At 45.2% G+C, this 13,294-nt stretch carries 7 protein-coding genes; all 7 read right to left on the reverse strand.

Annotation, left to right across the window (positions count from 1 at the left end; genetic code table 11):
• Window positions 1-84: 84 nt before the first annotated feature.
• The 7 genes from LC454_RS22635 to LC454_RS22665 all read right to left on the reverse strand — a co-directional run bounded on the left by LC454_RS22635 (window position 85) and on the right by LC454_RS22665 (window position 13,262).
• Complete coding sequence (locus tag LC454_RS22635) at window positions 85-2,394, reverse strand: family 65 glycosyl hydrolase domain-containing protein (RefSeq protein WP_223584719.1); 2,310 nt, start codon at window positions 2,392-2,394, stop codon at window positions 85-87.
• Window positions 2,395-2,414: 20 nt separating this feature from the next.
• The gene (gene pgmB / locus LC454_RS22640; protein WP_223584720.1) at window positions 2,415-3,062 is read right to left on the reverse strand and encodes a beta-phosphoglucomutase; all 648 of its coding nucleotides are present in this window, start codon (window positions 3,060-3,062) and stop codon (window positions 2,415-2,417) included.
• Between the two features lie 32 nt (window positions 3,063-3,094).
• On the reverse strand, window positions 3,095-4,966 hold the full coding sequence (locus LC454_RS22645) for a glycoside hydrolase family 13 protein (protein WP_223584721.1): 1,872 nt from the start codon (window positions 4,964-4,966) through the stop codon (window positions 3,095-3,097).
• Complete coding sequence (locus tag LC454_RS22650; protein WP_223584722.1) at window positions 4,963-5,982, reverse strand: SusE domain-containing protein; 1,020 nt, start codon at window positions 5,980-5,982, stop codon at window positions 4,963-4,965. The genes LC454_RS22645 and LC454_RS22650 overlap by 4 nt, the downstream gene beginning before the upstream one ends.
• Window positions 5,983-6,086: 104 nt before the next feature.
• Window positions 6,087-7,682 (reverse strand): RagB/SusD family nutrient uptake outer membrane protein, encoded by a 1,596-nt coding sequence (locus LC454_RS22655; RefSeq protein WP_223584723.1) that lies wholly within the window; start codon window positions 7,680-7,682, stop codon window positions 6,087-6,089.
• Between the two features lie 10 nt (window positions 7,683-7,692).
• A complete protein-coding gene (locus tag LC454_RS22660) occupies window positions 7,693-10,668 on the reverse strand; it encodes a SusC/RagA family TonB-linked outer membrane protein (protein WP_223584724.1) in 2,976 nt (991 codons plus the stop codon).
• 11 nt (window positions 10,669-10,679) lie between these two features.
• Window positions 10,680-13,262 carry an alpha-amylase family glycosyl hydrolase gene (locus tag LC454_RS22665; RefSeq protein ID WP_223584725.1) on the reverse strand — a complete coding sequence of 861 codons (2,583 nt, stop codon included), beginning with the start codon at window positions 13,260-13,262 and terminating at the stop codon, window positions 10,680-10,682.
• Between the last annotated feature and the right edge of the window lie 32 nt (window positions 13,263-13,294).

Raw genomic sequence — 13,294 nt, forward strand, 5'->3', positions numbered from 1 at the left:
ATCAAAATTTAAGACAAAATACAATTTAATTACCATTTCAGCGATTTGCAAGTGCAGAAGCCTTCCACTCTTGCAAATGCGAATCTATCCGACCTGGGGCACCTCTTTTCGGCTCCGCGCGGCCAACGTAAATGCGTCAGTCGTAGTCTGTATATCAACACCTGTATCGCTGATATTGTCTACTGTATATCCATCGCCATGTACTTCGATCAATAGAATAGCACCGCGAAAGAGCACGCGGAACTTATACCCTTTCCATTCCGTAGGTAACATAGGATTTAAATATAGTTTTCCTTCTTTTACACGCATTCCGGCAAATCCTTCGACAATCGTCATCCAGGTACCGGCCATCGAGGTGATATGCAGACCATCTTCAGTGTCGTTATTATAATCATCCAGATCCAGGCGCGATGTCCGTAAATAGAACTCATAAGCCTTGTCAGTTTTACCAAGCTTAGCCGCTAATATGGCGTGTACACAAGGAGAAAGCGAGCTTTCATGTACCGTAAGCGGTTCATAAAATTCGAAATGGCGCCGCAGGGTATTGTTATCAAAGCATTCCTCAAGAAAATAAAAGCCCTGTAGCACATCCGCCTGCTTAATATAACAGGACCGCAAGATGCGATCCCAGCTCCATTTCTGATTGATAGGGCGCTGTGAAGGATCCAGGTCCCCTACTGCAATCAGTTCTTTATCCAAGAAACCGTCCTGTTGCAAAAAGATCTGCCGTTTTTCATCATAGGGATAGTAAAGGTTATCGATGATATGTTGCCAGCCATTACGTTCCTCACCGCTTACACCCAGCCGGTCAGACAGCGCATTAAAGAATTCAGGATGAGCACGTTCAGCATCGCTCAAGCAGTTCAGGGTATATTCCAGACACCAGGATGCAATCCGGTTGGTGTACCAGTTGTTATTTACGTTATTCTCATATTCGTTAGGTCCGGTTACGCCCAACATGACATATTGCTGTTTATCCGTGCTCCAATTAACGCGTTGGGCCCAGAACCTGCTGATGGCAACCAAAACATCCAATCCATGCGACCAGATATAACCCGTGTCCCCAGTATAACGGACGTAGTTGTAAATGGCAAAAGCAATGGCACCATTGCGGTGTATTTCCTCAAAAGTTATTTCCCATTCGTTGTGGCATTCTTCACCATTGATGGTCACCATCGGGAAGAGGGCCGCGCCATTGCTAAAGCCCAATTTTTCTGCATTTTCAATTGCTTTGCCCAATTGTTGATGGCGATACAGCAAGAGGTTTCGTGCAATCTCTGGCGATTGTGTTGCCAGGTAAAAAGGGATGCAATACGCCTCGGTATCCCAGTAGGTTACCCCCCCGTATTTCTCGCCCGTGAAACCTTTTGGCCCGATATTCAGTCGGGCATCCTCACCGGTATACGTTTGGTTAAGCTGAAAGATATTGTAGCGGATGGCCTGCTGAGCAGCCACATCACCAAAGATCTCGATATCACTTTCAGCCCAGATTGCCTGCCAAGCTTTGGCCTGTTTTTCCTTCAATTGGTCAAACTGCAATGGGGCCAATTCCGCCAGGCGCGCTGTCGCAACTGCCTGCAAGCCTGCGGCCGCATGGTTTTCCGATGTTACGATCGCTACTCTTTTTTCAATGCAGAGTGTTTGCGATCTGGCTACTGTCGTGCGATACTGTTGTCCTACACAACCATTTTCCGAAATGCTATCCCCTGCGCTAATGATGCCATCCGCTCCTGTAACCCGCGTTTGGAGCTCCGCGCAGACTTCAAAGCCCGTTTTCTTTGTCCGTGAGCAGACAAACAGGTTGTCTCCCCGTTCCCCCTGCGCCAAGGGCTCCCAAAACTTCTCATCGTAGTTGCTGTCCCGATTGACGACCTCTGCATCCAAAAACGAAATTAGCTCGATCGCAACATCAGCTGTCAATGCTTGGATAGTATATTGTAAGGATGCCGTTTCAGAAGCAAAAAGATGATACATACGACTGGCCTCCACCTTCACTTCTGTTCCGTCGGGCATCACCGCAACAAAACTACGCTGCAAAACACCCCGTTGCATATCCAAGCGGCGTTCAAATGATTTTACCTTAACCTTTGCCAGATCCAGTGGCTGACCATCGATCATGATTGTCAGTCCGATCCAGTTGAAAGAGTTGATTACCTTGGCAAAATATTCGGGGTAACCGTTTTTCCACCATCCCACACGGGTTTTATCTGGATAGTAAATGCCTGCCAGATAAGAGCCCTGTAACGTTCTTCCACTAAACTGTTCTTCAAAATTGGCCCGTTGTCCCATGCGTCCATTACCAATGGAAAAAATACTTTCCGAAAATTCGTTATGATCAGGTCTAAACTCATCTTCAATAATTTGCCAAGGATCATGCTTGATATATGTTTTCATACGTTAATTGCTACTATAATTTAAAATTTATCGACTAATGCGCCTAAATTGGCCACGATGTCATCCGCTCCTTTTAGGTTATCGGCCTCTCCAACACCAATAACCTGCATATTGGCAGCCTTAGCGGCATCAATGCCCGCTTGGGCATCTTCAAGTACCAGACAATACGGAGGTGCCACCCCCAAAGCCGCTGCTCCTTTAAGAAATACTTCCGGATCCGGCTTAGATGCGCTGACGACATTCCCGTCAATCAATGCATCGAAATAATCCACAATCCCAGTTTTCTGAAGGATGTTCAATGCATTTTTGCTGGCCGATCCCAATGCGATCAAAATATGCTTTTCGCGAAGCTTATTGAGCAGGTCGAGGCTACCGGGAAGCAGCTGTTCAGGATTGAGCTGCTCGATAAGAGCCAGGTACCACTGATTCTTCTGAACCAGCAACTGCTCTTTTTCCTGTTCGGATTTTTCCAATCCGGCCCATTTCAAAATAAGTTCCAGCGATTCCACCCTGCTCACACCTTTCAGTTGCTCATTATCCGCCACAGAGAAGGAATAGCCCAGACTCGTAGCCAGTCTATGCCAGGCTTGAAAGTGGTAGATTGCCGTATCCACCAACACACCGTCCAAATCAAATATTACGGCTTTTACAGTAGTATAATTAATCATTGAAAAAATGAAATTTAAAATATCGCGTTGTATTAAAATTTTAGGTCAAGTACTTTCGTCTCGTAAGCCGCCAGTTTGATTTTATGATCAGTTGGTTTCAGTGCCTGTTGACTGATGACGTCCACATAACCTGTTGCTTTTGCATTCCGTTCAGCGAAGCGGTCGAGCTTCACTTCCTTTTCCTGATCGTTGCAGTTCATCACAACCATTACAGTTTGCTGATCATTATAGCGGAAATAGACGTATACACCATCCTCCGGCACATACTGCATCGTTTTTCCTGATTGCAGGACAGGATGCTGCTTGCGGTAGTTGGCGAGGGTGCGGACAAAAGACCACATCTCCTGCTCGGCTTCTGTCCGGCCTGCGACGGTGAATTTATCCTTCTTGTCGCCAGCAAAACCACCCTGAAAATCTTCGCGCAACAGACCATCCGGATTGGAAAAGTTCTTCATTAGGATCTCTGCTCCATAATACAATTGGGGGATCCCCCTTGTCGTCAGCAGCCAAGCCATAGCCGATTTATATTTTTGTACATTTTCGCCTACGACCGAGAAAAAGCGATCCTTATCGTGATTGTCCAAAAAGATAACATTCTGTTGCGGTTGTGGGTATTGGTAGTCTGAGGCCAACGTGGTGTAAAGTTTATTTGCTCCTGCTGTCCATTCGCTCTTTTGATTGAGCGCATCCCCAATCGCATAATTCAGCTGAAAATCCGTTACCCCCATCAGCTTCGAATCAACCGCCTGTCCCACACGCTTCCCGCCTAGAAAATAAGCTTGGTTTGCGACCCCGTGTACCCATGTTTCACCAAAAAAAGTAAAGTTTGGATACTCCTTTTGAATGCGGTCGGTCCATTTTCCCATAAAATCCAGATCGTTGTAAGGATAGGTATCAATACGAAATCCGTCGATGGCTGCTGTCTCTATCCACCAGATATGACTTTGCGTCAAATAGTTCTGTACATACGGGTTCTGTTGGTTCATGTCCGGCATCGTCGGTACAAACCAGCCTTTGACCATTTTCTTTTTATCCGCCGCAGAGGCATAAGGATCGAAAACAGTCTGATCCTTGTAAGAGGTCTGGGTATATTCCGGCCATTCATTAAGCCAATCCGCCATGGGTTTGTCTTTCACCGTCCAATGGTAACTGCCGATATGATTGGGTACGACATCAAAAATCAGTTTCATCCGGCGTTTATGCAACTGCTCGCCCAATTGGACATAGGTATCATTGCTTCCAAAACGTGGATCAACATGATAGGTCTCGGTATTTGCATAACCATGATAGGAAGCTAAGGGCATATCGTTGGTCAATACGGGCGTCATCCAGACCGAGGTCACCCCCAGATCCTGAAGATAATCCAGTTTACTGATTACGCCTTCGAGATCTCCACCATGCCTTAAATACATGGAATCCCGGTTCAAGCTCATATCCAACATCCCCTTTACCTGATCATTTACCTTATTGCCATTCGCAAAACGGTCGGGCATAATCAGGTAGATCAAGTCTTCGCTGGTCACTCCCTGTGCTTTGACACGTTGATCTCGTTTTTTGAGTTCATAGCGATAGGTCAGCTTCTTCTTTCCCTGACTAAAGGTAAAGGTAGACCAGCCTGGTTGAGCTGCCGCTGTTATCTTCACATCCAAAAACAGGTAATTGGGATTTTCTGTCCGGTTCACCCGAAGGAGTTCGATGCCTTTGTTGTCAACCTGTACCTCACTTTTCCCAATCTGAGGGCCATAGACGACAAGCTGCAAGGTTGGGTTTTCCATTCCTACCCACCAGTTCAGGGGTTCCACCCGCTGAATGGATTGCCCCTTTAAGGGGCTCCATCCAAGCGCTGTTAGTGCCACAATTCCTGTGGTAAGTCGTATCGTTGTTTTTAGTATGGTCGGCATCATTTCTTGGTTAAAGTGTATGTATTCGCATTGAGATCAAGGACGATATCGTAAGTTCCCGCATTTGCTACCGCGATATCGGCACCACCGGCGACAAGATTTCCATTGGAACCGCCGAAGTTGGTGCCCCAGTCATGATTCTTGCGAAACTTGATCGCGCCGGCTGTTAAGTTGACCCTGAGTTTCCACAATTGGTTGGCATTATCGTATTTCATGTCTGTGTCTGCATCCCATCCTTTTGGCGTAGCACTTCCGATGACACCCCAACTATGGTCTTTGAATATGATAGTATTCGCTGTTGTATTGACTTCAATTTCGAGGTTGCCTGCGCGCGGTGCTTTGATGTTATCGCCGCTGTTATAGGCAATTTTACCCGTTGCCGTCTGCCCATAGGAATTTGCCCAATTACGTTCAGTGGTCAGCTTAAATTCCGAATTCGCCTCTGGGAAGGAAATAATGCCCGTGTAGACGCCGTTACTCGTCGGCGAGACAATGGATTCAGCAGTAGCCGGATCCCAGCCTTGGTATGCGCCGGGCACATACAAATAGCTTGTTGATGCATAAGGGACAGCTTTAAGGCTAGCTAAAGCAGAAAAAACCGCCGCAATTTTTGAATTGATACTTGACTTAAGCCGAACATCAAATTCAGAAGCCGTTCCTGTAGGAACGCCAAGAGAAAGCAAGTAACTATTCAATTCGTAGCCTGTGAATCCCATTGCGCTTCGTCCATTTGGAATAACGACTTCCTTTACCGTTTTGAAGTTGTCTCCTTTAAGGCCAAATTGAAGCACATTGGTCACCGCTGCCTGAAAACCAAAGTCAGGTTGGATCATCCGAAGGTGCAATACCGTATCATTCGCATTTGCTTTGGACAAGGTCAGATTCGTCTTGTCAAGCGTTAAAGTCGCCGGTTTTACAGCGTCGGTACTCGCCAATCTTGCTTGTGTTTCGTCTTTTTTACAACTCTGGAAAGTCGCCAATAGCAGTAGCACCAATCCTATATAATGTATTATTTTCATTTCTAAACATCTATTTATTAATCACTTAAACAAACCCTTCTACCCAGACTTTAATCCTTCTATCGCAACGATAGAAGCTGTGGGATCAAAGTTTGATCATCCGGTTAATTGTAGCCAGGATTCTGTACTAGATTCGAATTCGCTATAATATCCGAAGCAGGCAACGGAAACAACGATCTATACCCTGCAACTGCCTGACCGCCAAGCACGCCCCCTTTAAAAGGCCAGAGGTAACTATCCCCGGTAAATTTGCCATAACGGATCAGATCCGAACGTCTAAATCCTTCCCAGTAGAGTTCCTTCACACGCTCGTTGAGAATATCGTCCAACGAAAGGTTTGTCAAGTTGCCCGTATTGTTACCATAGGCACGTACACGTAATTTGTTAATATAGTCCAATGCCTTTACTAAAGTACCGCCAGAACCACCGCGTAAAGTTGCTTCGGCATAGATCAAGTTCATTTCTGCCAGACGGATCAATGGGAAATCTACGGATGCAACGAAGCCTTCGGCAGCCGGAGGAGCAGTCTTACCATCCTTGTTTACATTGCGGAATTTGGTTACTGCCAGCCCCTGTTTATAGACGGCAATATCTTCAATTTTAACACTTGTATTCAAGTGAAACATTGCCCGCTTATCTGTTGCTCCGGAATAGTCCCCAAAAATAGTTGCGATATTATCACGTGTTCTATTACCGGCCCAGCCTCCGCCCGGTACACCAAAAGATGTCGGATTCATTGTTGCGTCAATCGCTGCATTGATCAGGTAAGTTGTTCCACCCTTGCTCTGAGTCTTGGTCCCATCATAAGGTAGATAGAAAATAAACTCAGGGTTGTTCTTATCATTATCAGCATAGAAAAGCTCACGATAATTTGCCCCTAGACGATAAGCCGAATTCAATACTTTTTCCGAATAGGTGATGGCTTCAGTATATTTTTTATTCCCGGCGCCTAGGTATACTTCGGCATTGAGATACAAACGAGCCAGCAATCCCCATGCTGCGACCTGATCCACCCGACCATATACATTCTGTTTAGGCCCCTTTAGTTGTCCTGCTACTTCCAACAGTTCTTTCTCCACATAAGCGAAAAGCGCTGGTCTTTTAATCTGGGGAGGAGCCACCTTACCTACAGGCGTTTCTTCGGTCACAAATGGTGGATTTCCGAACAAATCAAGTAATACCCAATAGTTGTATGCGCGTAAGAATCTTGCTTCGGCGCGATAATAAGCTATTTCAGCTTTATCAGCATCCGAAATTCCCCGCGCGCTTAATTTGGCATCGGTACTTTCTCTTAAAAACTCATTGACCAAGGTTGCGCTATAGATGCAACGGGTGTAGAGTCCACGGAGCATAGGATTGCTATCGTCAAAATTGAGATAGTCCAGACCGCTGATGCCAGGGTCGTTAAGCCATGCACATGCAGCCTCATCGGTGGTGAGTTCCTGCGCGTTCCAAAAAAGGCGTAAAAAATCCGAGGTTCCGGCATCCAGGCCACCTAGATCCGAATTGTTTGGCCCCGAGGTACTCGTCAGTACCAATGAGCCATATAATCTGGCAAAGGATGAAGTATAACCCTTAAAATCCTGGTAGGCAACATCCGCTGTAATATCATTGGTCGGTTTTAGATCCAGATCCTTATGGCAGCTGCTCAAAGCAATGGTCAGTAAACAGACGCCTATATATTTATTTAAACTTTTCATTGTTATTCATTTAAAAATTCACATTTACACCTAATACATAGGTACGTGGTCTAGGATAGAAACGGTCATCTATTCCATTCGAAATCTCGGGGTCAACGCCTTTATATTTGCTGATGGTAAATACATTCTGTACGGTTGCTGAAATCGACATAGACGCCTTACTATTCCGTATAAATTTTCCTAGATTGTAGCTTAAATTGATATTATCCATCTTTAAGAAAGAAGCATTCTTGATGTAATAATCACTTTGTAGCTGTTTGAGGAGAAAATTGGTATTTAGAAAGTCCACTGGTGCGTTGTTAACGACCAAAACTGCCTGATCATTTATGTTGGCACCACTTCCCAGATTAGAGGAAACATTGTCGTACACATAGTTATCCAGATTTGCACGCAACACCGTGGATGCTGACCATTTTTTGTAACTGTAGGCTGCCGTAAAACCTAAAAGATATTTAGGCAATGGAGATTTATATAAATACCGATCATTATCACTAATCACACCATCGCCATTACGATCGACGTAAACGCCTTCTACCGGATGCCCCTGCTCATCATACACCTGCTGGAAAACATTGAAACTATTGGGCATAAAATCCACCTTATGTGCCTGAATATTCCCGCCTGTTCCACCGCGGATACCACCTGTCTCCACTATAAAACCTGGATCATCGCTTTGCGTCAGGTTAGTCACCTTGCTTTTGTTGTAGGTAAAATTGAAACCCAGATCCAACGAAGAACGCTCTGTTTTTAAGGGAATATAGTGAAGGTTAAACTCCAAGCCCTGATTTTCCATATTACCGATATTGGTCAATAGGAAATTACTAAAATTAGATCCCACCGGAATTGGAATAGTGCTCAATAAGTCTTTAGTCTTTTTCGAATAGTAATCTATACTTCCATAGAATCTGTTATCCTGAAAACCAAAGTCGATACCTGCATTATAGGTTGTAGTACTTTCCCAACGAATATCGCGGTCGTAAACTAAAGGTGAATTCAGGTAATAATAGGTATCACCGAAACGGTACATGGATTCATTACCACTGATGGAATAATTAGGCATGTAGGAATAATTAGCAATACCATCTTGCTGTCCGGTTTGTCCATAACTCAGGCGAACCTTCAGATCCGATACGGCATCCAGCTGTTTTAAGAAGCTTTCGTTTTTGGCACGCCAGGTAAAGCCTACAGATGGGAAATAGCCCCAAGCATTATTATTTTGTTGGTCAAACCGCGAAGAGCCATCAATACGTAGGGTTCCTGAAAGGATATAACGGTTGTCAAATGAATAAATCAAACGACCATAGTAGGATATCAGCAAATTTTCGGGTTTGTCAAAGGCCCGCGTTGGTTCATTTAAGATCCTATCCCCCTCAGCGTTGGTCCGGTTGAAATTATAGACTTTACTGCTGTTTTTATAATAGCCATACCCCAATGTTGCATCGATATTACTTTTAATTGCAGAAAGCTCCTTATCGTATTTTAGGTAAAACTCCAGGGTTTTGTTATTGATATCGGTCTTATATTCCGTGCGTTCTCCGCCCTCATTAAAATTACGTGCTGCAATTGCCGGTGTCAATGTATTCCCTTTGGACCGGGCCAGATCGTAGCCGACATTTAAGTTAGCATGTAGTTCCGGCAGGAAGTGAAAACTATAATCCAATTTTGCATTACCGATACTACGGAACACATCCCCTTTATCTTTACGAAGCTCCAGCAAGGCCAGCGGGTTGCGGGGCGCATTGGGGTTGGGTTTTCCTCCTTGTATCCACTCATAATATCCACCAAAGCTATTTTTATCGTCCACATAGACGGGCTGTGTCGGATCGAACTGTATAGCCGAACCGATGGCATCCTGTGTTGCAAATTTGGACTTTGACCAGGTCCCGCGTACATTCACATCCAACGAAAGGTGATTGTCGAGAAATTTCGGTGTCAAGGCCAGCGCCGCTGTTGTACGTTTGAGGTTATCATTTTTCAGCACCCCGTCCTGATTCATGTATCCAGCCGAAATGCGGTAAGGCATGTTTCCTGCTTTGGAAGCGATATTGATGTTGTTATCCGTGGTAAAAGCATTGCCATAGATCACATCCTGCCAATCGGTATTGGCCGTCCCCAGCAGCTTTTTCATGACATCGGTTCCATTTGTATTGACATAGTCCCGAATCTGATCGGCAGTCAGCAGATCTACCTTTTTGCCCACGGTAGCCAAGGAGTTTTGTGTAGAAAAATTGATTTGCGTACCCGATCGACTCCCTTTTTTTGTGGTGATCAGGATAACACCATTAGACGCACGAGAACCATAGATGGCTGTAGCGTTAGCATCTTTCAGGATGGTAAATGTCTCGATGTCATTGGGGTTGATCAAGCTTAACGGATTGGCCACACCTGATACCGATCCGCCGGCCAATGGAATACCGTCTACCACAATCAATGGATCATTGCTGGCATTCAGGGAGGCTCCTGTACGGATGCGGATAGTACTACCTGCACCCGGCTGTCCACCACTTGTGGTGATCTGTACCCCCGGCACCTTACCCATGATCAATTGTTCGGGCGAGGAAATCTGCCCTTTTTGAAAGTCTTTGGAAGTAACTGTGCTGATCGAACCGGTAAGTTCACTCTTTTTCTGCGTACCATAACCGATCACAACCACTTCTTCCAATTGGCTTGCATCCGATTTAAGGTATAAATTTAAAGGCTTACTGCCCTCTCGCACCTGAATCAGGGTATCGAGTGTAGCATAACCTACCATACTGACTTTCAGGCGCAATTTTCCCGCTTTCAATCTATCCAAGCTAAAATCCCCGTTTGCATTGGTAGACAGCGATCGCTGAATATCCTCGAAGCGCAGCGTTGCGCCACTCAAGGAAGTTCCTTTCTGGTCCATTACTTTCCCTTGAAGCGTGGCCTGCTGTGCGAATGCCGAAGCACTCACCCCGAGTAACATGTTCAAGGCCCAAAATGGACGTAATAGCTGTTTGTTCATAAAATAACTGTTTATTTATTTAGTTTAGTTTTGCTGACCAGTAGATATTCTCCCGGCTGAAGACTTGCTTTCGTTTGATTGGTCCAATCCAGGGTGCTTCCTGTAAAATTATTTTGCCAAACAGAGCGTAAAGACTTTGGCAGTGCAAAGTCAGCGCTTGTAACGCCAAAATTGCCAAGTACCCCTACTTGCTGCCCATCTTTCTCCAACAGAAAATATTTCATGGCCTCTTTCGTTCCCGATTCTACGAGCATTCCATCACGAAAAATGCTATTCTTTGTTTTGAAACGCGTCAATGCTGCGTAGACCTCAAAAAGCTGTTTACGCTTGTCCTGTTTCAGATAATCCCAAAGGATCGGTTTCTCCCCGGTACGCCCATTTTCATCGATGGAGATATCATAACCGTATTCGCCAAACTGCCAGATCATCTTGGGACCTGGAGCGGTCAATAGGAATAGGGCCACCTGCTCCATCCGTGCTAAAGCCGTATTTAAATTTTTTATGCTATAGTTTCCTGACGCATTTCCATAATTGAGGCATTTGAACAACAGGCGTTGTTCGTCGTGACTTTCCATATAGGAGACAAATGAAGGCTGTGACATGCCATGACTGCTGGCAAAGAGACGACCAAGGTCAGATCCGTTGTTGCTATTCCAACCCATCGCAGCCTCGTTAAAGACAGCATTCATATTATTCCAGAGCAGTATGCCGGACTGCGCCAATTCCATTTCCTCCTGCTCACCACCGAGATGTTCCAAAATTACATAACAAGTCGGATCAAGGTTATGGATATGCTGTTGGTACTGCTTTAAAATCGCAACACGCGATGCATCATAGGCATTCCAAGCCGACAGGTCAGTCTCCGATGTGCCCGAATTTTTCTGTGTAAAACCTTTCGAGAGATCAAAACGAAAACCATCGATCTTATATTCTTTCAACCAATAGGTCAACATATCTTTTACAAAGGCCTGCGTGTAGGCACTCTCATGATTAAAATCAAATCCCACGTTAAAAGGATGTCTGGCAATGATATTGAACCAGGGATTATGGCTGGAAATGTTTGCATTTTCGGCATATAGCTGTACCATTGGCGACTGACCAAAGGCATGATTAAATACTACGTCCAGGATAACGGCAATGCCATTTTCGTGGCAGGCATCGATATAAGCCTTAAAGTCATTCTTCGATCCATAGTACTTATCCAGCGCCCGATGAAAAGAGGGGTTATAGCCCCAGGTCGAATTGCCCTCAGACTCTTGAACAGGCATCAGTTCAACTGCATTGACCCCTAAGCGTTTTAGGTAGGACAACGAATCCTTAAGCGTTGCATACTGATGTTGCTTGACAAAATCACGTACCAGGAGTTCATAAATCAGCAGATCCCCAGCGGCAGGTTTAACAAAAGAGCTTACCTTCCAGGGATAAGGTTTCGCAGTAAGGTCAAGTACCGCAACGATTCCACGTCCCCCCTGTGGATACGAGGGCAGATTGGCGATTTTAGTTCCTAATGCAGGATCGTTTTGCGGGTCGAGAACCAATTCGGCATAGGGATCGGCTATATATTGCTGACCATCGATCAGAAATTGATAGGTATATGGTTTTGTAAAGTCCAGATCCGACAGGGTTATCCACCATGTTTTTCCATCCGGTGTCTGGCTCATCGCATATGCCGAGGTTGCCTTATAGCTGTTAAAATCGCCTAATAGGTATACATTCTTTTTTAAGGGTGCGGTAAGCGCAAAACTCACCTGCTTTTTTGTTCGGTCAATTGTAATACCATTCGGATTGATTCCGGCTGGCAATGCAGCGATTGCAGGTTTGGCCTGTACCAATAATTGCATTTTACTGCTCACAACCTTACCATTACTTTGGAGCCGGGCTTCAATTTCATGCATGCCATCGATTTGCAGGCTTAGCTTTTTCTCTAGCAAAGACACGTTGTTTTCTAGGGCAATTTGCACGCCGTTATCCCATAAGGTCATTGTCCCGGGCTGACTACCTTGCACTTTGAGCGTTAACAGATCGCCGACATTATAGTTATCTTCTGCCAACAATGGGCTCGTGGGTTGCGCCACCGGAGAAAGAAAGCGGATAGCGCCATGCTCCCCGGCCAGTGGCAGAAATAAATCCGAACCATCGCGGTTGCGTTGCACCAACGATCCATCCGCATTACGTACCAGGAGCGCGATCTGACCAAAAGCAGTGCCGTTGTTGAGCTTAAAAAATGTTGCCGGATTCAATGTGAATCGATATCTACCAGCCGAAACAAACTGCAGTTTATAGGTATTATCGTTCTTATTCCAATCGGTCAGCACATGTTGCCAGTCTCCCCCGGTGGTAGCAATCAATCCGGCATGCATGTAAAGATCGGCAGCACTTGCTTTTAAGGCTCCGTTACCTTTCGAAAAATCAAATTGCAGTGTAATTTCCTTATCCCAAAAGATAAAGGGCGAAGAAGCATATACCAAACCAGTAGCATCCAGCTCGGTGATAGGCGGTTGTTCTGGATCAACGATATCCTTTTTGTTGGCGCAAGAAGACAACAGGATGAGTATCCAAAGACACCCGAGGTAATGAATTATATGCTTGCCCATCGATAATTAGCTTTGCTTGGTTTGTTTTGGGA

The organism is Sphingobacterium sp. GVS05A, assembly GCF_019969845.1.
Taxonomy (GTDB): domain Bacteria; phylum Bacteroidota; class Bacteroidia; order Sphingobacteriales; family Sphingobacteriaceae; genus Sphingobacterium.